The organism is Rhizobium sp. A22-96 (assembly GCF_053521805.1).
In genome coordinates, this window is sequence record NZ_JBNWDQ010000002.1 from 145,630 (window position 1) to 169,603 (window position 23,974).

Consider the following 23,974-nt stretch of genomic DNA (forward strand, 5'->3'; position numbering starts at 1 on the left):
AACGGAAAGAGAAAGCTCATGCACGACGACATGCAAAAGCAGTTGCAAGGCTATGGGTTGACGACGGCGCAGATCCTGTACCGGCTGCCCGATCACCCTCAGTTTCTGCAGACCTACATCTGGCAGGATTATGATCTCGCCCCGAATTTCCCCGAAATGCGCGGCTTCCTGAAATTCTGGGAGGAAACGCTCGACGGCCCGCTGCATTCGGTGCGCTATGTCCATCGCAAGCTTATATCGGCGACCGAATGGCGAGCATTGAAGGGCGAGTTCATCCTGCATTAGTTTTGTCTCGGGGACGCTGCCTCCTGAACGAACCACCAATCGGGCGGATAACGGCTATATCCGCCCTCAGAAGCCCTGATCTCGACGCAAGCATTGCAAAAGCCGGTCAAGCGCCTTAATGCCAGCGGGACAAAAGAAGGGCTGCTGATCATGGCAAAGAAGAAGATCGACGAAGACGCGCTGGCGGAAGCTTACAACCGTGCCTTGGCACTGGAAAAATCCGGCGATATCGATGCCGCCGTCAAGGCCTATGAAGAGGTTCTCGCTCTCGATCCGGAAGATCACGGCGGCGCTGCCGTCCGTATCGCTTCGATGGGACGTGGCGAAACGCCGGCAAAGGCGCCGGATGCCTACGTCGAGACCTTGTTCGACCAGCATGCCGAAGTTTTCGAAGACGTTCTGGTCGAGCAACTCGGCTATCATGTGCCGGTCCTCGTGCGCCAGCGACTGCAGGCGCTCGGCCTCGGCCCCTTCAAGCGCATGCTCGACCTCGGCTGCGGCACGGGGCTGACTGGCAGCACCTTGCGCGACATCGTCGAGGAAATCACCGGTATCGACATTTCCGAAAACATGGTCGAAATCGCCCACGAGAAGGATGTTTACGAAACTCTCTTCGTGGCCGAGGTCGAAGACTTCCTCGAGGACAATGACGAAGAATCCTTCGACCTGATTACCGCCACCGATGTCCTGCCCTATCTTGGCGCGCTGGAACCGTTGTTCTTCGGCGCCGCGGAGAACATGACGCCCGGTGGCCTTTTCATCTTCTCTTCAGAGACCCTGCCGGAGGCGACCTTGGCCGACCGTCCCTATATGGTCGGTCCGCACCAGCGCTTTGCCCATGCGGACGCCTATGTGCGCGAGCGGCTGACTGCGACCGGCTTCGAGCTGGTCGAGATCACCGATATCAATGTCCGAATGCAGGAAGGCCAGCCGACGCCGGGCCATCTGGTCATCGCGCGCCTGCTTGCCGACTGATACGACCGATAAGAACGGCAGAAATAGTTATCCTAATGGATAACTATTTCCTTGCCTCGCTGCGCGCGAACTGTTACTTAGCCGTTTAGATAAGTAACAGTTGAAACCTTTATAAGAGAGGTCGTCGCATGTCCCTTATTCTCTACAACCATCCCCTTGCCTCCTTCTGCCACAAGGTGCTGATGGCGCTTTATGAGAATGGCACGCCGTTCGAAAATCGGGTTATCGATCTCGGCAACGAGGAATCGCGGGCCTCCTTGGCGCGTCTCTGGCCTCTCGCCAAGTTTCCGGTGCTGCGCGACGAAACGCTCGACAGCACAGTTCCCGAAACCAGCATCATCATCGAATATCTCGATCGGCATTACCCTGGAGCCACAGCGCTTTTACCAGCAGATCCCACAGATGCCCTGGACGTCCGGCTATGGGATCGTTTCTTCGATCTCTATGTGCAGGAACCGATGCAGAAGATCGTCGCGGACAGACGCCGGCCTGAGGATGCTCACGACCCGCAAAGCGTCGCTGAAGCACAGGCGCTGTTGCGCACCGCCTATGGAATGATCGAAAAGCAGCTCGGCGAGAAGACCTGGATCACCGGCGAAAACCTGACGATGGCCGATTGCGCCGCGGCACCCGCTTTGTTCTACGCCGAAACGCTCGTTCCCTTCGATGGAAGCCAACCACGGCTGAAGGCATACTACCAACGCCTCCTCGACCGGCCGTCCTTTGCCCGCGTTCTCAAGGAAGCCATGCCCTATTTCCATTTCTATCCCTATCAAGAGAACCTGCCAGCCCAATTCCGTCCGGAGCAGCCTCATGCTTGAAGAAGCCCAGTCGCTCGACCGGATGTTTCAAGCTTTGTCAGATCAGAGCCGGCGCGGCATGATCGACCGGCTCGGACGCGGCCCCGCCTCGGTTACCGAACTGGCGCAGCCCCTGGATATGGCGCTGCCGACCGTGATGAAACACCTGCAGGTGCTTGAGACCAGTGGGCTGGTTCTCTCGGAAAAAGCCGGCAGGGTGCGGACCTACCACCTTCGCAAGGAGGCACTGGCGTCGGTCGAACGCTGGATCGCCGAACGCAAGGCCTCGTGGAACAGAGCATTCGACCGGCTCGACCTCTTCCTCGCAGAGACACCGACGGAGACCGCAGGCGAATGAGCGAACGATCGACCGAACATACGACCATCACCATAGAGCGCCATTTCAAGGCGCCTCTGCCGCGCGTTTTCAGCGCCTGGGCGATTCCTGAGCAGAAGCGGCAATGGTTTGCCTGCCATGGCGATTGGACGCCTTTGGATTTCCAGTTGGATTTCCGCACCGGCGGCAGCGAAAGCAACCGCGTCGCCTCGACGGACGGTGTCGTGCATGCCTATCAGGCGCGCTATATCGACGTCGTCCCGAACGATCGCTTCATCTATGCCTTCGACATGATGCTGGACGACGTCAGAATTTCCGTGTCGCTGGCAACCGTCAGCTTTGCTCAGGAGCCCAGCGGCACGAAGATGACCTTCGTCGAGCAGGTCGTGTTTCTCGACGGCTATGGCGACAACGGCTCGCGACTGATGGGCACGGAGATCGGCTTCGATAATCTCCGGCTCTATGTCGAGGGAGACGAAAGCAGGCCGAACTAGACCATTTGGCGAGCGACCTAGCCGCGCGCCTCGCCAAGAATTGCGGCCAGCAGCTTCCCTTCGAGTTCCGCCAGCGCCGGATTGCCGTGACGACGCGGATGCGGATAAGGAACGGCGAGATCGAGCACGATCCGCCCTTCGTCCAGTACGACGACCCGATCCGCCAGATGGACGGCTTCGCTGACATCATGCGTGACGAGCACTGCGGTAAAGCGAAGCTCGCGCCAGACGCGGTTCAGCAATTCCTGCATGCTGATACGGGTCAATGCATCCAGCGCACCAAGCGGCTCGTCGAGAGCAAGCACGCCGGGCTTGCTGACAAGCGCACGGGCAAGCGCCACACGCTGCTTTTGGCCGCCGGAAAGACTGGACGGCCATTCGCCATATTTCTCGGCAAGCTGCACTTCGGAGAGAACCGAAGCCGTTGCGCTTCGGGAGACATCCCGGGGCTCGCCCTCGCCCAGCCCGACGGCTACATTATCGGCGACCGAAAGCCAGGGCAACAGGCGCGGCTCCTGAAAGACGATGCGGGTATTCGGTTCCGTTTCGCTACCATCCGCAGCCTCGAAGCGCAGGTGTCCCGCATTCGGCTCGTCTAGGCCCATCAAGATGCGCAGCAGCGTGCTCTTGCCGCAGCCGCTCTTGCCGATCACGGCGACGAACTGTCCGGCCGGGATATCGAGATCGATGCCGCGCAGGACCCGATTGTTGCCGAAGCTCTTTTCCAGGCCTCTGATATGGATTGCAGCCGCACCCGTGGATGACAGAGCTGTGCTTGCGGCTTGATGGCGAAGGCGATCCGGTGCGATCACGCTCATGGCATGCTCCTCAATTCTGATAGGCCGGGTTCCAGCGGAGCGCCCGGCGCTCAATGGCCCGCGCAACGACATCGGCGAGCTTGCCGAGAATGGCGTAGATCACCAGCGTCAGCACCACGACATCTGTCATGCCGAACTCGCGGGCATTGTTGGCCATGTAGCCGATACCGGACGATGCTGCGATCGATTCAGCAACGATGAGCGTCAGCCACATGATGCCGAGCGCAAAGCGCAGCCCGACGAGTATGGATGGAAGCGCGCCTGGAAAGATCACCTTCCGGAACAGCGTCCAGTTGCTCATGCCATAGACCCTGCCCATCTCGATCAGCCCGCGATCGACATTGCGAACGCCGTGATAGGTGTTGAGATAGATCGGGAAAAGCACGCCGAGTGCCGTCAGGAACAGCTTTGATTCCTCGCCGATCCCGAACCAGAGGATGACGAGCGGCACCATGGCCAGATGCGGAATGGTGCGCAACATCTGCAGCGTCGTGTCGGTCAGCTGTTCCGAGAGCCGTGAGACGCCGTTGGCGATGCCGAGCAGAAAGCCGATCGAGCCGCCCACCAACAAGCCGGCAAAAGCGCGGCCGGCGCTGACGAGGATATTGTTCGGCAGCTGGCCTGATATCGTGGTCTGCCAGAAGGCGACCACGACGGCCGCGGGTGACGGCATGATGCGCGTGGAGATCCATCCGACCGACGAGCCGAGCTGCCACGCCGCTATGACGACGATGGGCAGCAGGAAGGGCAGAAACCGTTCGAAGGAGATCCCCTGCCTTGCAGCCTTGGCCGGGCGAGCCCGGCTTTCGGCGCCGATGCGGATGAAGGATGTATCGAATGCCGACATGGGGATCTCCTTGGTAGGATGGCTCACGAGCCGGAAACGACTTTCAGATTGCCGCCATGGCTGCCGCCGGCAAAAATCTGCTTGGCGCCGAACTCATTGCGGAAGCCGGCGCGCTGCTCTTTGCGGTCCAGTCCAAGTTCGGGGAACAGAAGTTCCGCGACACGGTAGGCCTCTTCCAGATGCGGATAGCCCGAACCGATCACCGTTTCGATGCCGATGTCCTGATATTCGCGCAGTCTTGCCGCCACCGTCTTTGGCGACCCCACAAGCGCTGTACCGGCACCGGCGCGCACCAGGCCGACGCCGGCCCAGAGGTTCGGCGATACTTCGAGCTTGTCGCGACGGCCACCGTGGAGCGCGGCCATGCGCTTCTGCCCAACCGAGTCGGACTGATTGACGAACTGCTCCTGCGCTTCGCGGATTGTCTCGTCATCAAGCTTGGAAATCAGGTGATCGGCGGCGGCCCATGCTTCCTCATCCGTCTCACGGACGATGAAATGCAGGCGGATGCCGAAGCTGACTTCGCGGCCGCGCTTGGCGGCTGCCGCCCGGACCTTCTCGACCTTTTCAGCCACCTGTGCCGGAGGCTCGCCCCAGGTCAGGTACTTGTCGACGCGGCCGACCGAGAATTCGATGCCGGCATCCGAGGAGCCGCCGAAATAAAGCGGCGGACGTGGTGCCTGCACCGGCGGCAGGCCGAGCCTTGCTTTGGTGGCCTTGATATACTTGCCTTCGAATGTCGAGGACCCCTTCTCCAGCAACTCTTCCCAGACATGGAAGAATTCATCGGCGTGGGCATAACGTTCGTCATGCTCCAGATGAATGCCGTCGCCCGCCAATTCCGCCGGGCTGCCACCAACGACGATGTTGAGCAGCACGCGGCCGTTCGATACGCGATCGAGCGTTGAGGCAAGACGGGCATAGTAGGCTGGTGATGCCGTGCCGGGACGGATGGCGACCAGGAACTTCAGCTTCTGCGTATGGGCCGAAAGCGCGGCGGCAGTGACGAAGGATTCTTCGCAGGAGACGCCCGTCGGCAAGAGTACGCCGGTATAGCCGAGCCTATCGACCGCCTGCGCGATCTGCTGGAGATAACCGATATCCGGCCCACGATTGAGATCGGTCGAACCGAGATAGGTACCGTCGCCGGAGGTCGGAATGAACCACAGGAAATCGATGGGTTTTGCGGTCGCGGTCATGAGGTGTTCCTGCCTTCTGGATGCGCGTGGTCGGGAGCCACTTCCCGATGCCTCGAACGGGATAGTGGCATAGACTATGGATTATATCGACAATGCAGATTTTCTATTGCCTGAGGTCTGGCGGAATATTTTTCCGCATGCGACCCCATCCAAGATCTTTTCAGACGTTGGAGGCATGGGGAGTTCTCGACAGGCCAACTGTGCTCAGCTCGCCTTCGGTCGCCAGACGATATCGGTAACGGTCAGCTTCTTCGGAACGATGCCGAGATTGTAGAATTCATCGGCTAGTCCCTGCTGATAAGCGATCGCGGCATCCGTGATTGTGGAAACGCCGCCGAGGTTCGAGCCGGGGCGGGTCAATGTCACCCGCGTCACGTCGGCCGGTACACCGGTGATCTCGGCAAGGGCCGCAACGGTGTCGTCGAGATTGGACTGCGCCGCTGCACCGACCTTGGCGAGCTCGTCGATGACATCGGTGATGACTTGCGGATTATCCTTGGTGAAATCGCCGTTTGCCAGGAAATAGCTGAAGGAGTCGACGATCCCCCGCGCCGTCGCAAGGATACGCGTATCCGGATCAGCTTCGGCAATGGCCAGGTAAGGATCCCAGATCGACCAGGCATCGATGGCACCGGTCTTGAAAGCGGCCGAAGCATCCGGCGGAGCGAGATCGAGCGCCTGGACGTCGTTGACCGTCAGTCCGCCCTTGCGCAAGGCCTTGACGGTGACGTTATGGGCGCTGGAGCCACGCTTGAAGGCGACTTTCTTTCCCTTGAGATCGGCAAGCGTCTGGATGGGCGAATCCTTGCGAACGAGAATGGCGGAGCTTTCCGGGCTGCCCGTGTAAAGGCCGACATAGAGCAGATTGCCATTGGCTGCCTGCGCAAAGAGTGGCGGTACGTCGCCGGTGGCACCGAAATCGAGTGCACCTGCCCCGAGCGCTTCAAGGAGCGGCGGTCCAGAGGTGAACTCCGACCACTCGACAGAAATCCCGCGATCGGAAAGCCGCTTCTCCAGCGCTCCCTTGCGCTTGGCAAGCGCCAGCACGCCGTTCTTCTGCCAGCCGATGCGAAGAGTGGTCGCAGCAGCGGCGCCGGCCGGCCGGATGCAAGGCAACGCGAAGGCAGCTGCCGTGGCGCCGAGGAGGCCGAGTGTCTGTCTGCGCGAAATCATCGAAGATCCTTTTCCCTGTCGTCCTGGCGCTTCCCGTGAACGCCGGCTCATTGTCGGTAGCTAAGGATCGCAAATCCACAGATTATATCGACAAAGGATATTATGAAGTTTTCTGCGAACGTCGAAATTTGATTTCGACAAATGCCTAATTCCAGAAATGAAATTCCAAGCCAAGTGACATGGTGACAAGTTGGTCGATAAATCGGCCTTCCGTCCCTCTGGCCTTTCCGCTAAGCCTTCGAGTCAAAATCGATCATGGAGCAAGAAAAATGGCAAAGGTCGCGTTCATCGGCATGGGCGTCATGGGCTATCCCATGGCAGGGCATCTCAAGGTCAAGGGTGGGCACGACGTCACCGTCTATAACCGCACCGTTGCCAAGGCGGAGGCATGGGCCAAGCAGTTCGACGGCAAGTTCGCCCCCACTCCGGCGGCAGCGGCAAAAGACGCGGACTTCGTTTTCACCTGCGTCGGCAATGATGACGACCTGCGCTCGGTGACCACGGGCGAGAATGGCGTTCTTTCGACCATGAAGGCGGGCGCCATACTGATCGACAATACGACCGCCAGCGCCGAAGTGGCGCGCGAGCTCTACGCTGCCGCTAAGGAAAAAGGCGCGGACTTTATCGACGCCCCCGTCTCCGGCGGCCAGGCCGGCGCTGAAAACGGCGTATTGACCGTCATGTGCGGCGGTGACGAAGCCGTATTCGAAAAGGCACGTCCCGTCATCGACGCCTACGCCCGCATGGTCGGCCTGATGGGTTCTGTCGGCGCCGGTCAGTTGACCAAGATGATCAACCAGATCTGCATCGCCGGCATCGTTCAGGGCCTTGCCGAAGGTATCCACTTCGGCAAACAGGCCGGACTCGATATCGAAAAGGTGGTGGAGGTCATTTCCAAGGGCGCTGCCGGCTCATGGCAGATGGAAAACCGCCACAAGACCATGAATGCCGGCAAATATGATTTCGGCTTTGCCGTCGACTGGATGCGCAAGGATCTCGGCATCGTGCTTGCCGAAGCGCGTCAGAACCAGGCCAAGCTGCCGCTAACGGCGCTCGTCGACCAATTCTACGGTGATGTTCAGGCTATGGGCGGCAACCGTTGGGACACGTCGTCCCTGCTCGCACGGCTGGACAAGAAATAATAAAAGGCGCTCAGCCGGAATAGTTTCGGCTGAGCGCCTCTGCCAGAATTGCGCTTAGTCTTCGTTCGACTTTGCATTCTCGATCAGCATGTAATCCAGCGGCAGTTCCGTCGAATACTTGATCTGCTCCATCGCAAAAGCCGAGGAGACGTCACGGATTTCGATCTTGGCGATCATACGCTTGTAGAAGGCGTCATAAGCAGCGATATCCGGAACGACGACGCGCAACAGATAGTCGACATCGCCGCTCATGCGGTAGAATTCCACCACTTCCGGGAAATCGGCAATCACTTCGGAAAAACGCTTCAGCCATTCGATGGAGTGGCTATTGGTGCGGATGGACACGAAAACGGTAACCTTCGTGTTGACCTTTTCCGGATCGAGCAGCGCGACGCGGCGGCGAATGACGCCGTCTTCTTCCATCTTCTGGATACGGCGCCAGCACGGTGTCGTCGACAATCCAACCTTCTTGGCAAGATCGGCCACGGCCAGAGTGGAATCCTCCTGGAGGAGGCGCAGGATTTTGCGGTCAAGACGGTCCATTTTCAGCATCCCTTCGAATTATATTCTCTCTATAGCCTATTTTCAGGACGAGAAAAGAACCATTTTTCAAGAAACTAGGATTCTCACACGTTCTTGCAATACCGGAAGCAACTCCGCCTCGAACCAGGGATGACGTTTCAGCCAGCCGCTGTTGCGCCAGCTCGGATGCGGCAACGGCAAGATGGCCGGCGAGTGATTGGTCAGGAGATAACGCCGCCATTCGGCGACCGTCTCAGTCATCGACGCCATGCGTTCCTTGCCGAGATGCCATGCCTGGGCATATTGCCCGATTGTCAGGATCAGCTCTACCTGCGGCATCGCATCCATCGCCTTCTGACGCCACAGAGGCGCGCATTCCCTACGTGGCGGCAGATCGCTGCCAGCGGCATCGTAACCGGGAAAACAAAAGCCCATCGGCAGCATGGCAAAATGGTCGGGGTTGTAGAAACTATCGCGATCGACATTCAGCCACTGCCGCAGACGGTCACCGGAAGCATCGTTGAACGGCAGGCCGCTTTCATGAACGCGCAGGCCAGGCGCCTGCCCCGCAATCAGGATGCGTGCTGTCGAGGAAAGCGTGGCGACCGGCCGCGGCTCATGCGGCAGCCGATCCGCCTCGCCCTTCGCCGGGGCGTCACGACAGAGACGGCAGGCGGCGATGGCCGAATGCAGAGCCTGCAACTCGCCCGCTCCAATCATTGCGCGCTCCATCCGACAATCCCTCGCAGATATTCAATCAGGCCCGTCATCGGATCGCCTCCCGACGAATGCTCCAGACGCTCTTCCCGCCGGTAATCGCTCGGCCGTTCGAAATCGCCGGCCCAAACTCCAGCTTTCGCCTGCCGCGCCATTCGTTCCTCAGCGGCATAACCTCCATAGGATAATGCCATGCCATTGCGCACCATTGCGGCGTTGATATCGAGGTCGCCAACCCCACAAGTCACCAGCAGGCGACCATAGCGATCCCTGTCTCTTCCGCGGCATTCCAGCGCACCGATCTTAATGATTGTGACAAGCGCCTTGCGCGCCTCTTCTCCGCATGCCCAGTCCGTGCCATCACGCCGGCACCGCTGCCGATATTCCGGCGCATCGATGCCCTTCAGCCTCAAACGCTCGCCATTGGCAGAAAGCGTATCGCCGTCGATCGCGTAAAATCGTCCCGTTTGAACAAGTTCTGGCCGATTGTTCAACTTCAACGCGAGAAAAGCAAGAATGGCGAGCAGGGCAAATGTGACCGCGCCGTCGCGAAACAGGCGGCTTGACCGCATCACTTTCTTGCCTCCTTTCACAACAAATCCTTGGCGAAGATGGCAAACAAACCATTTCGCCGCAGTATCTTCTTAATGTTTGGCCGCTAGTCTGTAACCTCAGGAAGACTAATTTTCAACGAAACCATGAAAATCGGCGTCAGCACATCGACAGATAAAAACATCGTCGACCGATCGCGCAGTCACCGAAACCGGGCTGTGTCGAAGGCCGTGCGGCAGACCCGCGAACGCTTGCAAATTGGCCACAGCAGCAATTTCGACCGCGAGCTCATGCTCATGCACATTGATACGATGCTGCAGGGTGCTGCCGTCGTGCCGATCTTCGCAATCGTCGTGGCATCGATCGGGGTCTATCTGACCCGCGACGCGCTGATTTTCTTCTGGGCTATTCCGATCCTGACTGCGCATGCCATCAATATGATCCTCGGCAGGCGGGCGAAAAAGCAGGAGATGAGTGTCGAAAGCGCCAGGAGATGGCGGCAGATCCTGTTGCTGGGGCAATTGCTGACCGGGCTCTGCTGGGCAGTCTTCGCGATGCAGAGCTGCTCGACCTGCGGCGGCGACAGTTTCAGCCTCTACAAGGGCGCCGTCCTGCTGGTGGCGATCTGTATCACGGCAATGTCCAGCTTCATGCTGCCGCGTGCCGTGCCCTTCTGCTTTGCGCCGGCAACGGTGGCGCTGGTCGTCACGGCGATATTGACCCGCAGGCCCTCGGATATCGCCTTGACAGCGGTCGTCTCTGTCGCGGTGATCTTCTTTACCTTCATCACCAATCGCATGTTCCAGTCCAATCTGAAGATCCTCTCCTTCCAATCGGAAAAGGATGATCTGATCGCGGAATTGGAAGTCGCGAAATCCATGTCCGACGAGGCGCGCAGGCGCGCTGAAGAGGCGAACCTCGCCAAATCGCGCTTCCTCGCCTCGATGTCGCATGAGCTCAGAACGCCGCTGAACGCCATTCTCGGTTTCTCGGAAGTCATGTCCGCCGAGGTCATGGGGCCGTTGAACAACGCCACCTACCGGGAATACACCACCGATATCCATCGCTCCGGACAGCACCTGCTCAACCTGATCAACGAAATCCTCGATCTGTCGCGCATCGAGGCCGGCAAATACGAATTGAACGAGGAAGCCATCTCGCTGCTCGACATTGCCGAAGACTGCATCGGCATGGTGCAGTTGCGCGCGCGCGGCAAGAACATTTCCATTTCATCGCAAATCGAACCGCAGCTTCCCTCCGTCTGGGCCGATGAAAAATCGCTGCGTCAGGTGATCCTGAATCTCCTGTCGAACGCCGTGAAATTCACGCCGCAGAATGGCGAAATCACCGTCAAGGTCGGCTGGACGGCCGGAGGCGGCGAGTATGTGGCGATCAAGGACAATGGACCCGGTATTCCCGAGGAGGAGATTCCGGTGGTGCTCTCGGCCTTCGGCCAGGGCTCGATCGCCATCAAGAGCGCAGAGCAAGGCACTGGCCTCGGCCTGCCGATCGTTCAAGCCATCCTTGCCAAGCATGATGGTCAGTTCGTGCTGAAATCCAAATTGCGCGAGGGTACAGAGGTCATCGCCATACTGCCGGCCAAGCGTGTGCTGCAAAGCCTGCCGGCTGTCGAAGATGCCCCGCTCATCGGACGGCGCAAGAAGAGCTTCGCCTGAGGCTCAGCTTCCGACAGTTACCGGAAAAACAGATGGCTGCCGATGATGTAGAGCATATAGAGGCCAGCCGCGACCAGCATGCAAAACACTGCAAATGAGCCGAGATCCTTGGCATATTTGCCGACATTGGAAATCTCCGGCGAAATCCGGTCGATGACCTCTTCAACGGCCGTGTTCATTGCCTCCACAGCAAAGACGCCGAGGAAAATCACCATGCCTATGACGATTTCACCGAAGCTCGCGCCGACGACAATCAGCAGGATCAGCGAAACCGCCGCGAAGAGCAGTTCCTGGCGGAATGCAGCCTCCTGAAGCAGTCGTTGAAAACCACCCCACGAATAACCGGCAGCGGCAAAGAAATGCCGGATCCCCGTTTCCTTGGTGACTGCTGATTTCGAAAATTCGGTCATTCTCGTTCCGCCCGTAACGCCCCAACTGCAATTTAGACGCTTTGCGAATACCGCCTTGCTCCCCATGACGCAAGCTGACAGTTTCGACCGCTTCAGGAATTCATTGCAGATTTATGACGCGAACCAACAGTTCCACAGAAAAATCGGCAACGGGATGCTGTCCAGCATCCCGTTGCATTGGTCCATCAATGCTTGTTGGTGACACCAGCGCTTTCGAAGGTCGCCATGCCCGAATGGCAGGCAGCCGCCGCCTTGACGATCCCGGCCGCAAGCGCAGCTCCGGTGCCTTCGCCGAGCCGCATGCCGAGCGCCAGAAGCGGCGTCTTACCAAGCTTCTCGATCGATCTCAGGTGCCCGGGCTCCGCCGAGACATGGCCGATCAGGCAATGATCCAGCGCCGACGGATTGGCCGCCTTGAGGATGGAGGCTGCAGCCGTCGCGACGTAACCGTCGATGATCACGGGAATGCGCTCCATGCGCGCCGCAAGAATAGCGCCAGCCATGGCAGCAATCTCGCGACCGCCGAGACGGCGCAGTATTTCCAGCGGATCGGACAGGTGATCACGATGCAATGCCACCGCCTTCTCGACGGCAGCGATCTTGCGTCTCAGCATCTCGCCTTCGGAACCGGTGCCGGGGCCGACCCAATCCTCTGCCTTGCCGCCGTAAAGCGCGTAGTGGATGGCGGCCGCAATCGTGGTGTTGCCGATACCCATTTCACCGATGCAGAGCAGGTCCGTGCCGCCCGCAATCGCCTCCATGCCGAAAGCCATGGTCGCGGCACAGTCGCGCTCGCTGAGCGCCGGCTCCTCGGTAATGTCGGCGGTGGGGAAATCGAGCGCCAGATCGAAGACCTTGAGGCCGAGATCATAGGCGACGCAGATCTGGTTGATGGCTGCACCGCCAGCGGCGAAATTCTCCACCATCTGCTGCGTGACGGAAGGCGGGAACGGGGTGATGCCCTGCTTCGTGACACCATGATTGCCGGCGAAAATCGCAACCAGCGGCCGGGTGACGGCCGGTGCTCGGCCGGTCCATGCGGCCAGCCAGAAAGCGATCTCCTCAAGACGGCCAAGCGCGCCCGGTGGTTTGGTGAGCTGCGCGTCGCGCTCTCGTGCCGCTACCAGTGCTCGGGCATCCGGGCCCGGAAGGTCGCGCAGCAGCGTGCGGAAATCATCGAATGGCAAGCCGGTTACGCTCATGAATGCCGTTCCTTGTTTTTTGGTCTCAAATCAGGTTCTTTGCGTGCGACTCTATTAGTCTTCGGAATCGGCGCGAACAACTCCAAAAGCGCCCGATGCCGTCGCGCGGATAGCGGGGAGAGAAAGAAATGCGGGAATACATGCGCGACACCGCGCGCGCTGTCGCCTTTTTAAGTCGTATTCCCGTGCCGACATCCTTCTTTGCAGGCTATGATGGCAAGCTGGCGCCGGTTTCCCGTGCCTTCCCCTTTGCCGGCCTGCTGATCGCCCTGCCTGGCTCCATTGTCTTCGGTTTACTGCTTGCCCTGCATGCCGATCCGCTGATGGCTGCGCTCTTGGCTCTCACCGTCCTAACGGTTGCAACGGGCGCCCTGCACGAAGACGGTCTCAGCGACACCGCCGATGGGTTGGGTGGCGGCAAGGATCGCGAGCGTGCTCTCGCCATCATGAAAGACAGCCGCATCGGCACCTATGGCGCGGCCGCTTTGATCCTGTCGTTCGGATTGCGTGCCGCGGCACTCGCTGCGATCGCCCGCCACCTCATGCCGTTTGACGCTGCGCTGGCGCTTCTCGCGACGGCCGCGCTTAGCCGCGGTGCGATGGTCTGGCACTGGCATGTGCTCCCCCCCGCCAAACCGGATGGGGTTGCGGCTTCCGCCGGCCAGCCGGATGGCAACGCCATGCAACTGGCGCTGATCACGGCTCTTGCCTTGGCAACCTTGTTCATCTGGCCGAGCCTGGGTATCTCGGCGCTTGTCTCTTGCCTTCTCGTCGTGGCCATCGCCACATTTTTCGTAACCCGACATGTGCGCCGAAGGCTATCCGGCCATACTGGCGACACCATTGGCGCGACGCAGCAGATTTGCGAGATCGCGTCGCTCTGTACCCTTGCCATGTGCATTTGAAGCCTCGATATATGATCCTATGCTAACACCATGCATCCTTATCTGCTCGATCGACGACATTACCGGCTATTGCTTCGGTTGCGGTCGCACCGCGACCGAAATCGGCGCGTGGATGAACTATAGCGATGATGAACGCCGCCAGCTCATGGAGATCCTCCCTGAACGCCTGACGAAGGTCGAGCGCAAGCCGCGCAGGGAAACCCGTCGACAGCGACTGGCAAAGGAGCGCAACGCCGTATGAACCGCCTGAACATCGTTCTCGCCATTCTCGGCATCGGCCTCGCACTGCTCATCTTCAACAACAACACCGGCACGACCTTCGGCATGCACAATGATGACTTTGCCCGGGTCATCTACCTCTTGCCGATCGCCTTGATGATGAGCGCCGCTGTCTGGGCAAGCCGACACACCGTCAGCCAGTCGATACGCAACCTTCTCATCTGGTTCGTCATCATCATGGCGCTGGCAACAGCCTATATCTATCGCGGCGATGCCGAGCAGGTCGGCAATCGCCTGTTCGCCGGCCTGGTGCCCGGCCATGCCGTCGTCGTCACCACAAGCGAGGGCGGCCAGGAAGTGATCCTCCACAAGCGCTCGAACGGGCATTTCGAGGCGCGGGTGATCATCAACGGGCAGCCGATAGATATGCTCATCGACACCGGTGCCAGCACGATCGCACTTTCACAGGAAGACGCCGAACGCGTCGGCATCATCCCCGAAAACCTAACCTATTCCATGACGGTGCTGACCGCGAACGGTCGTGCCAGCGCCGCTCCCGTCGAACTCGGCTCGGTGGCAATCGGCCCGATCAAACGTCGAGACGTCAAGGCGAGCGTCGCCGAAGCGGGCAAGCTCGACCAGAGCCTGCTCGGCATGAGCTTCCTCGAGACTTTGGGGTCGATGCAGATGCAGACCGATGAGCTACGGCTGCGGGACTGAGCCAAGCCAAAGACAGATATCGATAGTTCGGTTGCGATCGAAGCATTTGGCGGTGTAGTCATCTTAGATAGCGGCAGAACCGAACCGCTTGAAAAGTGAAACACCCATGGCGCCCGCAAAAACTACCGTAACGACAGAGCTGCTGCTTCTCATCCTCCTGGCGACCTGCTGGGGGGCCTCCTACAGCTTTATCCGTGTTGGCGTCGAGACCATTCCGCCGATCACGCTGATCGCCGCCCGCACCTTGATCGCCGGTCTCGTTCTGCTTGTCATCATTCGCTGGCGCGGCTTGAGCCTACCAAGAGATGCTGCGACATGGCGGCGCTTTCTCATCCAATCCTGCCTCAACAGCGCGATCCCCTTCACCCTCATCGCCTGGGCTGAGCAAACCCTCGACGCCGGCCTGGCCACGATCCTGAATTCGACCACGCCAATTTTTGCCTTCCTACTTGCGGCAGGACTATTTCGCAGCGAGCGGCTGACCGGGCGCAAGCTCTTCGGCGTGCTCGCTGGCATGGCGGGGATCTGCCTGATCATCGGTGTCGATGCTCTGAATGGCGTTGGTCAGCAATTGCCCGCACAGCTCGCCGTCATCGTGGCATCCATCTGCTATGCGAGCGCCGCGCTGTTTGGGCGCAACTTCAAGGGGCTGGACCCGATGATGCCGGCAGCCGGCTCGCTGTTATGCGGCGCAGCTCTCCTTATTCCCGCCAGCCTGGTCGTTGATCACCCCTGGCAACTCGCTCCATCCTCCGCCTCGATCCTCTGCCTTCTCGGCCTGTCGATCGTCTCCACCGCCCTCGCCTTCAGCATCTATTTCCGGCTTATCCAGACATTGGGTTCCGTCAGCACCACGGCGCAGGCCTATCTGCGCGTTCCCATTGGCGTCGGCATCGGCGTGATCTTCCTCGGCGAGCCTCTATCCTCGACGGCGGCGATCGGTCTTGTCTGCGTCGTCGCTGGGGTCATGGCCATGACGATCACCCCGCGCAAGAAAGTCGCCGCTGGGTGACATTCGTAGGAAGACGGCTCGAAAAATCAGCGTAGAGCTGACAGATCGTCCCAGACGAAAATCAGGTTGTCCGAACGCCAGATCGGCCCAGGATCAGTGTATCGCCCGATCATACGGCCTCCGAGCGAGCGGTAGAATGCGATCGCCGGATGATTGCCGACGACAACGCCAAGCCCAGCGCCGGCATAGCCCATGGCTGCAAGCTGCAATGCCAACTCACGCATCAGGCGGCGCCCAAGTCCCTGTCGCTTGACCGTGGGATCGATGTAAAGCGAGCGTATTTCCCCTCGCCCATCAAAGGCTGCTTCCGATGGCGCACCAATGGCGCCAATGCCGACGAGCCGGTTGTCCTGCTCCGCCAACAGCACGCATTGATGCTGACGCGGATTGGCGAGCATCTCGTTCCACCGCATCAGGCGGAAATCTTCATCGAGCAAACGATAGACCTCGGCCGGCGCAAGATCGCGATAAGTATCGCACCAGACCGCACGATGCAGCCGGGCGATAGCAGCCGCATCATCGACAACAGCTGGCCGAATTCTGATCTCGGCCGTCAACCCGCGCCCTCCATTAGCGCACCGCGCAGCGCGCCAACCAGATAGAGCGAACCGGTAACAAGCATCCAGCTTTCACCTTGCAAAACTCTGGCAGCAGCCCGATCGAATGCCTTTTGCGCGTCCGGTTCGGACTCACAATCCATTCCCATGGATTTTGCCAGCATCTCCAACTCGCTAGCAGGATGAGCGCGTCCGGATCCGGACGCTTCAGTGAAGACTGCATAGGCTACATGGCGCGACAGAACCGTGAGAAAGCCTTGAGCATCCTTGTCCGACGCCAGCGCAACAATCGCCACGCATTCGCCGCTGGTGTCGGAAGAACGCGCGATATCCCGCAAGACCGCTTCAATATTGAACGGCACATGCGCGCCATCCATCACGACAGTCACCCGCCGCTGCGTGGCCTGGGAATTGGCCGAAAGCTTGACGTTGAACCGCTCCATCCGGCCCAGCAAACGCGCTCTGTCCCTGACGGTCTCGTCAAGCAGCCACGCACCGATCGGCCTGCCTACCTGAGCAACCGCGGTTGCGCGTTCGCCCTGCCGCCCTAGTTCATCGAGCACCAGACTGACCAGCGCGGCGTTCTTTTCCGCTATCGTCGCATCATCCGGGACATCCGTGCGCAAGACACGGCAGCCAAGTTCATCGGCCCGTTGCTGAAGAACCCGCCCCGCCGCGTCTGCGGCAGGAAGTGTAGTGGCGAGCGTTGCACCGGGCTTCAAAATGCCGACCTTCTCGCCCGCAATCGCTTCGCGCGTATTCCCGAGAATTTCCGTGTGCTCGAGCTCGATATTGGTGACGACGGCGATCTCGCCGAAGACGACGTTGGTGGAATCCAACCGTCCTCCGAGCCCAACCTCGACCACAGCCCAATTCAAACCCGCATCCCTGAAGGCGACGAAAGCGGCAGCCGTTATCACATCGAACCAGGTGGCGTCTTCACCTGCCGTTGCTTCTCGCTTTGCCACCTCGTAGCAATCCAGCACCTGCATCACGGCCCGCGCGAGCTTGTCATCCTCAACCGCCTGACCGAGGATGCTGACCCGTTCGTTCACGCGGTCGACATGCGGTGAGGCATAGCGACCCACGCGCCACCCTGCTTGCAGCAGGCTGGCCTCGACGAGCGCGCAAACGGACCCCTTGCCCTTGGTGCCGGCGACGTGGATGGCGCGAAAACTCTGATATGGGTTACCCAGGCGCTGCATGAGGTCCAGCATCGGCTCGAGGCCGACACGCATCTCCCCACGCGGCTTGCGCTCCCAATTGGTCAGTTGGTCGAGGCGGCTGAGGGCGTCGGATAGCGCCCGGCTGGGATGGGATTGCGGCATGATATACCTTCGGCAGGATTTCGGATTGAAGCTGTTAATTGGCAGGACGGTCTATCATGACTTCGCATGCCCGACGACCTCGCACGACAACTTCAAACCAATGAGTTCCATGCCACAGCGAACGCCGCAAGACCCTAAATTTGCGGTCCCTCCCATCCGGCCAATATCCCCGAGAGCCGCCTCAGGCTTATCCCAATCAAGCCGGAAGGCCCTCTCCAAGCAAAGATTGGCGAGGGCCAGGCACTATTTAGACGACAACGACAATCTTTCCGATCTGCTCATTGCTTTCAAGGAAGCGTGTCGCCTCCTGAATTTGATCGAAAGCAAAGGTCCGGGAAATGAACGGATCGAGTACCCCCGACTCCAGGCCCTTATTGATGAATGTCTTTGCCCGCTCGAGAATGGCCTCGTCGGACACGATTTCCGTATAGAGATAGCCCTTCAGCGTCAGGCTTTTCCCCAGAACGGCAAACTGCGGGAAAGACCCCTCGTCCGGGCTTAGCGCGCCATATTCCAGAAGAATGCCGCCGACCGCCATGCACTCCGCCAGCTGTGCGACGGCTGGTCCGCCAATCGGGTCGAATACGACACGCGCACCTTTGCCATCGGTGATATCCCTCACCCGCGCAGTGACGTCTTCTTCCGCCGTGGCGATAACATGGTGTGCGCCGGCTTTGCGCAAGGCTTCGACCTTGGCACCGGTGCGCGTGGTGGCAATCACGGTCGCGCCAACGCTGCGTGCGACCTGAAACGCGGCAATGCCAACGCTGCTCGACGCTGCTGAGACGATGACGAAGTCATTGCTTGAAAGCTTCGCCTGCTCGATCAACGCGCCCCAGGCTGTAATATACTGCATCCACGAAGCCGCCGCCCGTTCGAAGGAAAGGTTCGCCGGGTGCTTGACGACGTGGCGGGCGGGCACGTTCACGACTTCACCATAGGTGCCCCAGCGGGCCATATCCAGCGTCGGGATGACGCTGACCGCATCGCCCGTCGCCAATCCGTTCACGCCGCTGCCAAGAGCCTTGATGGTGCCGGCCGCTTCATAGCCAAGCCTTGAAGGAAATTCGGCTTCCTGAAGATAGGCGTGTCGCCTGAACATGACTTCGGCGCGGTTGAGGCCGATAGCCCGCACCACGATCTGCACCTCCTCGGCCGCTGGCGCCGCGACCTCGATATCATCGATCTGCAGCACCTCGGGCTCACCATATTCGTGAAAACGTACAACTCTGGCCATGCGTCATTCTCCTTGCATGTTTTCGTCACGCGCTGACAGCCGGCGCGACAGACCGCATGCAATTGGCTCGTAGCTATCGAAATGAAAATACGGTAATAAAAAGCATATAGTGCTCAAAAGTATACCGTTACGAGGCCGCAGGATGAATAAGGATAGGGACTATTACGAAGTGCCAGGCTGCACGATGTATGCGACGCTCAACCTCATCAGCGGCAAATGGAAAGGCATGATCCTCTACCGCTTGCTCAACGGCACTCTTCGCTTCAATGCCCTCAAGAGAGAGCTGGGGGATTGTTCCCAGCGACTTCTGATCAAGCAGCTCAGGGAGCTGGAAGAAGACGGCCTTATCGAACGCAAGGTGTTCGCCGTCATCCCGCCAAAGGTGGAGTATTCACTCACCGAGGAAGGCAGGACGCTGACACCAATACTGCTGAGCCTCAGAGATTGGGGACATGGATGGCTGACCCGCCGCAACCTTGTTGCCCGCGACGATCCTCCATCGGCGGCGCAGGCTGAAGTTTCATCTGCCGCGTGACTGGTGTTCCGGGTTGACCGCTACGGCAAATATCCGCCCGCAGCGCCACCTTGCCGTGAACGACGCCGTCAGTTTCTCAGCCGATAGCCCGTCTTGAAGATCCATCCAAGAACGGCAAGACAGATGAACAGAAAGAGAGTGATCATCGCAAGGCTCAGCACCGGATTGACGTCGGCGATGCCATAGAAGCTCCAGCGGAAACCGCTGACGAGATAAAGAACCGGATTAAGATGGCTGACGGCCTGCCAGAAGGGCGGCAGCATGTTGATCGAATAGAAGCTGCCGCCGAGGAAGGTCAGCGGCGGCACGACCAGCATCGGAATGAGGTTCAGCTGCTCGAAATTTCCAGCCCATATGCCGATCATGAAGCCGAACAGGCTGAACGTTACAGCCGTCAGCACGAAGAACAGGATCATCATGAACGGATGCTCGATCCTGATATCGACGAAGAAGCTCGCCGTCATCAGGATGATCAGCCCGATCAGCATGCCTTTGGTCGCCGCCGCGCCGACATAACCGAGGACGATCTCGCTCATGGCAACGGGTGCCGACAGCACCTCGTAGATCGTACCCGTGAACTTCGGGAAGTAGATGCCGAAGGAGCCGTTGCTGATGCATTGCCCAAGCAGGGTCAGCATGATCAGGCCCGGCGTGATAAACGCCCCGTAGGACACACCTTCGACGAGATTGATGCGCGATCCGATCGCGGCGCCGAAAACGATGAAATAGAGCGAGGTGGAAATAACAGGCGAGACCACGCTCTGCAGCAAGGTGCGGCGCGTGCGGGCCATTTCAAAGCCATAGATGGATTTGATCGCTTCGAAGTTCATTTGGCTTCCCCTACCAGCGATACGAAAATGTCCTCGAGCGAACTCTGACGCGTCGAAAGGTCTTTGAAATGGATCCCCTCGGCCGCCAGACGCGACAGGAGAACCGCGATGCTCGACTGTTCATTCTGGGCATCGAAATCGTAGATCAATGTCAGGCCATTCGGACCGAGTGAAAGTCCGTTGCCGTCGAGACGCGCCGGTACGGCGTCCAATGGCTCGTTCAGATCGAGGATCAGCTGCTTGCGGCCGAGCTTGGCCATCAGGACCTTCTTTTCCTCGACAAGCAGCAATTGCCCGCCATTGATGACGCCGACGCGATCGGCGATTTCTTCGGCTTCTTCTATATAATGTGTCGTCAGGATGATGGTGACGCCGGAGGCACGCAGGCGCTCGACCACATGCCACATGTCCTTGCGCAGCGTGACATCCACGCCTGCCGTCGGCTCGTCGAGAAACAGGATCTCCGGCTCGTGCGAGAGTGCCTTGGCAATCAGAACGCGCCGCTTCATGCCGCCTGAAAGCTGGCGAAGCATATTGTCCTTCTTGTCCCACAGCGACAGATCGCGCAGCACCTTTTCTATGTGCGCAGGGTTCGCCTTCTTGCCATGCAGGCCACGGGAAAAGCTGACGGTATTCCAGACGGTTTCGAACTGATCCGTGGTCAGTTCCTGCGGCACGAGGCCGATCATGCTGCGCGTGGCGCGAAAATCGCGCACGACATCATGTCCACCAACCGTCACCGAGCCGCTGCTCGGATTGGCGATTCCGCAGACGATCGAGATCAATGTGGTCTTGCCCGCGCCATTCGGCCCCAGCAAGGCAAGGATTTCCCCTTGCTGGATATCGAGATCGACACCTTTCAGCGCCTGGAAGCCATTACCGTATGTTTTGGTAAGACTGCGGATGGAAATGATCGGAGCCATGATGCGGGTAAAGTCCGGGCTATCTGATTAATTTTGCAGCGGTTGCCCGCTATATAGCCCGAATTGTGCTTTTACCACCCCACCGAGTTGAAACACAGCGTTCGCTTAAGCCAAATAACGTGTCATCAAATCGTGACCTTCGTCGGGCATATACATCCTTAGGTGAGCAACGTTTGTCGCAACTCCGCCCAACGCCTCTTGGTGACAGCGTTAGCGCCTGTTTTACTCGACGATTTATTGCCCTCGCATTGATACTGCGTGCCTCATTGCCACATGAAGTTTTTTTCTGGAGCAGGCAAGGATCCCCCGTCGTTGTCATGCTCCGTTCAAGCCGGCCATCGCCGGCTTTTTTCTTTTTCGCCAGCTTACGATCAGTGGGATGACGTCTACCAACTGCCGTTCAGGCCGCAGCCGGCCGGTGGCAGGGTCTTATGTTCGAAGCGTGCCTTCAACATTTCGCAGCCCTTGTCGCGAATGGGCCCTGGCATCATCGAATTGAGGCCGATGCCGACTTCATCGAAAGGATCGTCGGCGTAGGCGACATAGGCGTACCAGCGCCCGCCGATCACGACAATGATGGCAATCAACGCGGCAATGAGCGCTCTTCCCAGGCTTCTTTGTCGTCTCGGCACCTGCTCCATCGAACCCTCGCTTGCCTTCCGTGGCCACACTTAACCGCAATTCCCCAAATAGGTAAATCAGCTTTCGCTTTCGGCAAGCATGGATGCATCTGCGTCCAAGCACTAATCAAAGGCTGCAATAGCGCCGGCCGCCCTTGCGATCCCTGAGGTCGAAATGGAAATGATTCCAATGCTCTGCATTGCTTCCCGGCCCGAGAACGGTATCGAAATACCGGCAGCTATCGGTACGAACGGCCTTGAGCAATCCTCCCTCGCGGAAGGAGAATAGGCCCTTCTTGCGAACGTCGATCACATGGCCATTCTTCAGCACGAAGGTGCCGACATCGATGGCATTGCCATGGGCGTGTTCCGACATCGGATTATAACGTTGCCGGCTATTGTTCATCCGCCGGCAGGAATATCCGCCAAGCGGAACGATCGTGCCGATACCGGACCAGTAACGTGTGCGTGCCGCTGGCGCCAATTCGTTCTTGACCCATTTCGCAAAGGCAAGTGTCACCTGGCAATTCAAAGTGACCGCCGGCCTGACCGCGATATTGCCTGACAGACCGCTCAAAGAAACCGGATAGGGAACCTGGCATGCGGGACCATTCGAAATTGCCGGCTTGTCGGTATAGACGACGCCCATGCGCTGCAGTTCCTGGCGGCAGGCGACTTCCGAAGGCGGCATCATGCCCGGCGTCGATTGCGGCGCTTCGAACTGCTGGCCGATGCGTGGCATCGGATTACCTACGCGCGGCAGCATCGCGACTTGTGTGCCCGCCTGTTGTCGCGGTATCGGCGATTGATTGAGTTCGGCCTGTGCGGCCGACCGCTGAAGGGTCGAACGGTTGGTTTGCACCGGCGCGTCCGAACCAATGCCATCTACGACGGGCTGGTCGGTTTCGCCCTCGGCAATATTCTGATCTTCTTCCTGCGCCAATCCGACCACTGATCCGGATCGCGCCTCCTCGGCCGGGCCGACCCCCAGCTCCGCATCCATATTGACACCCTGGGAGGGAACATCGGCCTGTTGAGCCAGGCCCGTCTGGACATCCGTGGTGGTCACAGCCTCGCCCATTCCGGTCGTACGCTTGTAACCATTGCCGTTGTAGTTGCTAGAGGCTGAAACGACGGGATCCTGCGTGCCAGGATAGGCGAATTGCCTTTGCTGCACGCTGCGATGTGGCTTGATCGAGCCGACGCGCGTGTTGCTGTCGACACTCGAGGGCGGCACGAGACTATCTGCCGTACAGGCGACCAGCGCCGACGACAGCAGCAGTGGCAGCAGAGCCCGCCGTAGAATGGGTAAATAGGCCATAATCCTGATCCGTTGCCCCAGCCACGGGTCGGTAACGATGACAAATCCTAAACGGGAACGGTGAATGAATACTTACCGCCACGAACCGGGCTGTTCCGTTGCCACGCTTAGGAAGCGCGCGGACACCTTCAAAACCCCTGGTGGTAAACGCCGACACGGTCTTTCCCATCGCAGTGGGATTGCATAGGTTGGCAAGATGAATCGGTGCCCGGCGATAGGAGCGAAGGAATGAATGGCAGCGTCAAACCGAGAGGCGAGCTGACATTGCGCACGCTGGCTATGCCTGCTGATGCCAATCCCGCCGGTGACATCTTCGGCGGCTGGGTCATGGCACAGATGGACTTGGCAAGCGGCATTCGCGCCGCGGAGCGAGCCCGCGGCCGTGTCGTCACAGCAGCCGTCAAGGAAATGGCGTTCGAACTGCCGGTCAAGATCGGCGATACGCTGAGCGTCTTCACCGATATCGAACGTGTCGGCCGCACCTCGATCACCCTGAATGTCGAGGCATGGGCACACCGCGCGCGCTTCAACACGCTGGAAAAAGTCACGGCCGCGACCTTCATCATGGTCGCCCTTGACGAGAATGGCGCACCCAAGGCGGTGCCGGCGGAGAGCTGA

The 23,974-nt window shown here is 59.3% G+C and carries 29 protein-coding genes; 13 read left to right on the forward strand and 16 right to left on the reverse strand.

Going from position 1 to position 23,974, the window contains the following annotated elements:
- The first annotated feature begins 18 nt into the window (after positions 1-18).
- From ACQZ6F_RS07155 to ACQZ6F_RS07175, 5 genes are all read left to right on the forward strand, one after another.
- Complete coding sequence (locus ACQZ6F_RS07155; protein WP_068387476.1) at positions 19-285, forward strand: usg protein; 267 nt, start codon at positions 19-21, stop codon at positions 283-285.
- 150 nt (positions 286-435) lie between these two features.
- Complete coding sequence (locus tag ACQZ6F_RS07160; RefSeq protein ID WP_449092291.1) at positions 436-1,260, forward strand: methyltransferase domain-containing protein; 825 nt, start codon at positions 436-438, stop codon at positions 1,258-1,260.
- 128 nt (positions 1,261-1,388) lie between these two features.
- Entirely contained in the window at positions 1,389-2,081 is a 693-nt protein-coding gene (locus tag ACQZ6F_RS07165) for a glutathione S-transferase family protein (RefSeq protein ID WP_449092290.1), read from the forward strand.
- Positions 2,074-2,418, forward strand: coding sequence for an ArsR/SmtB family transcription factor (locus ACQZ6F_RS07170; protein ID WP_068387482.1), 345 nt, complete (start codon positions 2,074-2,076; stop codon positions 2,416-2,418). Before ACQZ6F_RS07165 ends, ACQZ6F_RS07170 begins: the two co-directional genes overlap by 8 nt.
- Positions 2,415-2,891 (forward strand): SRPBCC family protein, encoded by a 477-nt coding sequence (locus tag ACQZ6F_RS07175; RefSeq protein WP_449092289.1) that lies wholly within the window; start codon positions 2,415-2,417, stop codon positions 2,889-2,891. Before ACQZ6F_RS07170 ends, ACQZ6F_RS07175 begins: the two co-directional genes overlap by 4 nt.
- A gap of 17 nt (positions 2,892-2,908) precedes the next feature.
- On the opposite strand, the gene ACQZ6F_RS07180 is transcribed toward ACQZ6F_RS07175, so the two are convergent.
- The 4 genes from ACQZ6F_RS07180 to ACQZ6F_RS07195 form a co-directional block, all read right to left on the reverse strand.
- Positions 2,909-3,709 carry an ABC transporter ATP-binding protein gene (locus ACQZ6F_RS07180; protein ID WP_449092288.1) on the reverse strand — a complete coding sequence of 267 codons (801 nt, stop codon included), beginning with the start codon at positions 3,707-3,709 and terminating at the stop codon, positions 2,909-2,911.
- 10 nt (positions 3,710-3,719) lie between these two features.
- Positions 3,720-4,556, reverse strand: coding sequence for an aliphatic sulfonate ABC transporter permease SsuC (ssuC, locus tag ACQZ6F_RS07185; RefSeq protein WP_449092287.1), 837 nt, complete (start codon positions 4,554-4,556; stop codon positions 3,720-3,722).
- A 23-nt stretch (positions 4,557-4,579) separates the two neighbouring features.
- Positions 4,580-5,755 carry an FMNH2-dependent alkanesulfonate monooxygenase gene (ssuD, locus tag ACQZ6F_RS07190; protein ID WP_449092286.1) on the reverse strand — a complete coding sequence of 392 codons (1,176 nt, stop codon included), beginning with the start codon at positions 5,753-5,755 and terminating at the stop codon, positions 4,580-4,582.
- 204 nt (positions 5,756-5,959) lie between these two features.
- The gene (locus tag ACQZ6F_RS07195; protein WP_449092285.1) at positions 5,960-6,928 is read right to left on the reverse strand and encodes an aliphatic sulfonate ABC transporter substrate-binding protein; all 969 of its coding nucleotides are present in this window, start codon (positions 6,926-6,928) and stop codon (positions 5,960-5,962) included.
- Positions 6,929-7,197: 269 nt separating this feature from the next.
- Between ACQZ6F_RS07195 and ACQZ6F_RS07200 the strand changes: the two genes are divergently transcribed.
- Positions 7,198-8,070 (forward strand): NAD(P)-dependent oxidoreductase, encoded by an 873-nt coding sequence (locus ACQZ6F_RS07200; RefSeq protein WP_449092284.1) that lies wholly within the window; start codon positions 7,198-7,200, stop codon positions 8,068-8,070.
- Between the two features lie 54 nt (positions 8,071-8,124).
- On the opposite strand, the gene ACQZ6F_RS07205 is transcribed toward ACQZ6F_RS07200, so the two are convergent.
- The 3 genes from ACQZ6F_RS07205 to ACQZ6F_RS07215 form a co-directional block, all read right to left on the reverse strand.
- A complete protein-coding gene (locus ACQZ6F_RS07205; RefSeq protein ID WP_068388031.1) occupies positions 8,125-8,613 on the reverse strand; it encodes an Lrp/AsnC family transcriptional regulator in 489 nt (162 codons plus the stop codon).
- Between the two features lie 66 nt (positions 8,614-8,679).
- Positions 8,680-9,312, reverse strand: coding sequence for a uracil-DNA glycosylase family protein (locus ACQZ6F_RS07210; protein ID WP_449092283.1), 633 nt, complete (start codon positions 9,310-9,312; stop codon positions 8,680-8,682).
- Positions 9,309-9,881 (reverse strand): thermonuclease family protein, encoded by a 573-nt coding sequence (locus ACQZ6F_RS07215; RefSeq protein WP_449092409.1) that lies wholly within the window; start codon positions 9,879-9,881, stop codon positions 9,309-9,311. The genes ACQZ6F_RS07210 and ACQZ6F_RS07215 overlap by 4 nt, the downstream gene beginning before the upstream one ends.
- Positions 9,882-10,007: 126 nt before the next feature.
- Here ACQZ6F_RS07215 and ACQZ6F_RS07220 point away from each other — a divergent pair, with 126 nt between their 5' ends.
- Complete coding sequence (locus ACQZ6F_RS07220; protein ID WP_077468801.1) at positions 10,008-11,537, forward strand: sensor histidine kinase; 1,530 nt, start codon at positions 10,008-10,010, stop codon at positions 11,535-11,537.
- A gap of 17 nt (positions 11,538-11,554) precedes the next feature.
- Here ACQZ6F_RS07220 and ACQZ6F_RS07225 read toward each other — a convergent pair whose 3' ends face one another.
- The gene (locus ACQZ6F_RS07225; protein WP_077468802.1) at positions 11,555-11,947 is read right to left on the reverse strand and encodes a diacylglycerol kinase; all 393 of its coding nucleotides are present in this window, start codon (positions 11,945-11,947) and stop codon (positions 11,555-11,557) included.
- A gap of 185 nt (positions 11,948-12,132) precedes the next feature.
- Positions 12,133-13,149, reverse strand: coding sequence for a nicotinate-nucleotide--dimethylbenzimidazole phosphoribosyltransferase (gene cobT, locus ACQZ6F_RS07230; RefSeq protein WP_068387503.1), 1,017 nt, complete (start codon positions 13,147-13,149; stop codon positions 12,133-12,135).
- 128 nt (positions 13,150-13,277) lie between these two features.
- On the opposite strand from cobT, the gene ACQZ6F_RS07235 reads away from it, so the two are divergent.
- The 4 genes from ACQZ6F_RS07235 to ACQZ6F_RS07250 all read left to right on the forward strand — a co-directional run bounded on the left by ACQZ6F_RS07235 (position 13,278) and on the right by ACQZ6F_RS07250 (position 16,005).
- The gene (locus ACQZ6F_RS07235) at positions 13,278-14,054 is read left to right on the forward strand and encodes an adenosylcobinamide-GDP ribazoletransferase (protein ID WP_449092282.1); all 777 of its coding nucleotides are present in this window, start codon (positions 13,278-13,280) and stop codon (positions 14,052-14,054) included.
- A gap of 19 nt (positions 14,055-14,073) precedes the next feature.
- Positions 14,074-14,295 (forward strand): DUF1289 domain-containing protein, encoded by a 222-nt coding sequence (locus ACQZ6F_RS07240; protein ID WP_077468804.1) that lies wholly within the window; start codon positions 14,074-14,076, stop codon positions 14,293-14,295.
- On the forward strand, positions 14,292-14,993 hold the full coding sequence (locus ACQZ6F_RS07245) for a TIGR02281 family clan AA aspartic protease (protein WP_449092281.1): 702 nt from the start codon (positions 14,292-14,294) through the stop codon (positions 14,991-14,993). Before ACQZ6F_RS07240 ends, ACQZ6F_RS07245 begins: the two co-directional genes overlap by 4 nt.
- Before the next feature lie 106 nt (positions 14,994-15,099).
- On the forward strand, positions 15,100-16,005 hold the full coding sequence (locus ACQZ6F_RS07250; RefSeq protein WP_449092280.1) for a DMT family transporter: 906 nt from the start codon (positions 15,100-15,102) through the stop codon (positions 16,003-16,005).
- Between the two features lie 26 nt (positions 16,006-16,031).
- On the opposite strand, the gene ACQZ6F_RS07255 is transcribed toward ACQZ6F_RS07250, so the two are convergent.
- The 3 genes from ACQZ6F_RS07255 to ACQZ6F_RS07265 all read right to left on the reverse strand — a co-directional run bounded on the left by ACQZ6F_RS07255 (position 16,032) and on the right by ACQZ6F_RS07265 (position 19,127).
- The gene (locus ACQZ6F_RS07255; protein WP_449092279.1) at positions 16,032-16,562 is read right to left on the reverse strand and encodes an N-acetyltransferase family protein; all 531 of its coding nucleotides are present in this window, start codon (positions 16,560-16,562) and stop codon (positions 16,032-16,034) included.
- Complete coding sequence (locus tag ACQZ6F_RS07260; RefSeq protein WP_449092278.1) at positions 16,559-17,890, reverse strand: bifunctional folylpolyglutamate synthase/dihydrofolate synthase; 1,332 nt, start codon at positions 17,888-17,890, stop codon at positions 16,559-16,561. The genes ACQZ6F_RS07255 and ACQZ6F_RS07260 overlap by 4 nt, the downstream gene beginning before the upstream one ends.
- A gap of 247 nt (positions 17,891-18,137) precedes the next feature.
- A complete protein-coding gene (locus tag ACQZ6F_RS07265) occupies positions 18,138-19,127 on the reverse strand; it encodes a zinc-dependent alcohol dehydrogenase family protein (protein WP_449092277.1) in 990 nt (329 codons plus the stop codon).
- A 184-nt stretch (positions 19,128-19,311) separates the two neighbouring features.
- Here ACQZ6F_RS07265 and ACQZ6F_RS07270 point away from each other — a divergent pair, with 184 nt between their 5' ends.
- Positions 19,312-19,662 (forward strand): winged helix-turn-helix transcriptional regulator, encoded by a 351-nt coding sequence (locus tag ACQZ6F_RS07270; protein WP_449092276.1) that lies wholly within the window; start codon positions 19,312-19,314, stop codon positions 19,660-19,662.
- Between the two features lie 68 nt (positions 19,663-19,730).
- On the opposite strand, the gene ACQZ6F_RS07275 is transcribed toward ACQZ6F_RS07270, so the two are convergent.
- The 4 genes from ACQZ6F_RS07275 to ACQZ6F_RS07290 form a co-directional block, all read right to left on the reverse strand.
- On the reverse strand, positions 19,731-20,492 hold the full coding sequence (locus tag ACQZ6F_RS07275) for an ABC transporter permease (RefSeq protein ID WP_449092275.1): 762 nt from the start codon (positions 20,490-20,492) through the stop codon (positions 19,731-19,733).
- Positions 20,489-21,415, reverse strand: a complete 927-nt coding sequence (locus ACQZ6F_RS07280) for an ABC transporter ATP-binding protein (protein WP_449092274.1) — start codon at positions 21,413-21,415, stop codon at positions 20,489-20,491. Before ACQZ6F_RS07280 ends, ACQZ6F_RS07275 begins: the two co-directional genes overlap by 4 nt.
- 386 nt (positions 21,416-21,801) lie before the next feature.
- Positions 21,802-22,056, reverse strand: coding sequence for a hypothetical protein (locus ACQZ6F_RS07285; RefSeq protein WP_068387524.1), 255 nt, complete (start codon positions 22,054-22,056; stop codon positions 21,802-21,804).
- A gap of 106 nt (positions 22,057-22,162) precedes the next feature.
- A complete protein-coding gene (locus ACQZ6F_RS07290; protein ID WP_449092273.1) occupies positions 22,163-23,356 on the reverse strand; it encodes an extensin-like domain-containing protein in 1,194 nt (397 codons plus the stop codon).
- A 228-nt stretch (positions 23,357-23,584) separates the two neighbouring features.
- Between ACQZ6F_RS07290 and ACQZ6F_RS07295 the strand changes: the two genes are divergently transcribed.
- Positions 23,585-23,974 (forward strand): acyl-CoA thioesterase, encoded by a 390-nt coding sequence (locus ACQZ6F_RS07295; RefSeq protein ID WP_077468814.1) that lies wholly within the window; start codon positions 23,585-23,587, stop codon positions 23,972-23,974.

Excerpts from the sequence above, each read along its gene's own strand:
- ACQZ6F_RS07155 (WP_068387476.1), top strand. The coding sequence starts at position 19 with ATGCACGACGACATGCAAAAGCAGTTGCAAGGCTATGGGTTGACGACG.
- ACQZ6F_RS07160 (WP_449092291.1), top strand. The coding sequence starts at position 436 with ATGGCAAAGAAGAAGATCGACGAAGACGCGCTGGCGGAAGCTTACAAC.
- ACQZ6F_RS07165 (WP_449092290.1), top strand. The coding sequence starts at position 1,389 with ATGTCCCTTATTCTCTACAACCATCCCCTTGCCTCCTTCTGCCACAAG.
- ACQZ6F_RS07170 (WP_068387482.1), top strand. The coding sequence starts at position 2,074 with ATGCTTGAAGAAGCCCAGTCGCTCGACCGGATGTTTCAAGCTTTGTCA.
- ACQZ6F_RS07175 (WP_449092289.1), top strand. The coding sequence starts at position 2,415 with ATGAGCGAACGATCGACCGAACATACGACCATCACCATAGAGCGCCAT.
- ACQZ6F_RS07180 (WP_449092288.1), bottom strand. The coding sequence starts at position 3,709 with ATGAGCGTGATCGCACCGGATCGCCTTCGCCATCAAGCCGCAAGCACA.
- ssuC (WP_449092287.1), bottom strand. The coding sequence starts at position 4,556 with ATGTCGGCATTCGATACATCCTTCATCCGCATCGGCGCCGAAAGCCGG.
- ssuD (WP_449092286.1), bottom strand. The coding sequence starts at position 5,755 with ATGACCGCGACCGCAAAACCCATCGATTTCCTGTGGTTCATTCCGACC.
- ACQZ6F_RS07195 (WP_449092285.1), bottom strand. The coding sequence starts at position 6,928 with ATGATTTCGCGCAGACAGACACTCGGCCTCCTCGGCGCCACGGCAGCT.
- ACQZ6F_RS07200 (WP_449092284.1), top strand. The coding sequence starts at position 7,198 with ATGGCAAAGGTCGCGTTCATCGGCATGGGCGTCATGGGCTATCCCATG.
- ACQZ6F_RS07205 (WP_068388031.1), bottom strand. The coding sequence starts at position 8,613 with ATGGACCGTCTTGACCGCAAAATCCTGCGCCTCCTCCAGGAGGATTCC.
- ACQZ6F_RS07210 (WP_449092283.1), bottom strand. The coding sequence starts at position 9,312 with ATGATTGGAGCGGGCGAGTTGCAGGCTCTGCATTCGGCCATCGCCGCC.
- ACQZ6F_RS07215 (WP_449092409.1), bottom strand. The coding sequence starts at position 9,881 with ATGCGGTCAAGCCGCCTGTTTCGCGACGGCGCGGTCACATTTGCCCTG.
- ACQZ6F_RS07220 (WP_077468801.1), top strand. The coding sequence starts at position 10,008 with ATGAAAATCGGCGTCAGCACATCGACAGATAAAAACATCGTCGACCGA.
- ACQZ6F_RS07225 (WP_077468802.1), bottom strand. The coding sequence starts at position 11,947 with ATGACCGAATTTTCGAAATCAGCAGTCACCAAGGAAACGGGGATCCGG.
- cobT (WP_068387503.1), bottom strand. The coding sequence starts at position 13,149 with ATGAGCGTAACCGGCTTGCCATTCGATGATTTCCGCACGCTGCTGCGC.
- ACQZ6F_RS07235 (WP_449092282.1), top strand. The coding sequence starts at position 13,278 with ATGCGGGAATACATGCGCGACACCGCGCGCGCTGTCGCCTTTTTAAGT.
- ACQZ6F_RS07240 (WP_077468804.1), top strand. The coding sequence starts at position 14,074 with ATGCTAACACCATGCATCCTTATCTGCTCGATCGACGACATTACCGGC.
- ACQZ6F_RS07245 (WP_449092281.1), top strand. The coding sequence starts at position 14,292 with ATGAACCGCCTGAACATCGTTCTCGCCATTCTCGGCATCGGCCTCGCA.
- ACQZ6F_RS07250 (WP_449092280.1), top strand. The coding sequence starts at position 15,100 with ATGGCGCCCGCAAAAACTACCGTAACGACAGAGCTGCTGCTTCTCATC.
- ACQZ6F_RS07260 (WP_449092278.1), bottom strand. The coding sequence starts at position 17,890 with ATGCCGCAATCCCATCCCAGCCGGGCGCTATCCGACGCCCTCAGCCGC.
- ACQZ6F_RS07265 (WP_449092277.1), bottom strand. The coding sequence starts at position 19,127 with ATGGCCAGAGTTGTACGTTTTCACGAATATGGTGAGCCCGAGGTGCTG.
- ACQZ6F_RS07270 (WP_449092276.1), top strand. The coding sequence starts at position 19,312 with ATGTATGCGACGCTCAACCTCATCAGCGGCAAATGGAAAGGCATGATC.
- ACQZ6F_RS07275 (WP_449092275.1), bottom strand. The coding sequence starts at position 20,492 with ATGAACTTCGAAGCGATCAAATCCATCTATGGCTTTGAAATGGCCCGC.
- ACQZ6F_RS07280 (WP_449092274.1), bottom strand. The coding sequence starts at position 21,415 with ATGGCTCCGATCATTTCCATCCGCAGTCTTACCAAAACATACGGTAAT.
- ACQZ6F_RS07285 (WP_068387524.1), bottom strand. The coding sequence starts at position 22,056 with ATGGAGCAGGTGCCGAGACGACAAAGAAGCCTGGGAAGAGCGCTCATT.
- ACQZ6F_RS07290 (WP_449092273.1), bottom strand. The coding sequence starts at position 23,356 with ATGGCCTATTTACCCATTCTACGGCGGGCTCTGCTGCCACTGCTGCTG.
- ACQZ6F_RS07295 (WP_077468814.1), top strand. The coding sequence starts at position 23,585 with ATGAATGGCAGCGTCAAACCGAGAGGCGAGCTGACATTGCGCACGCTG.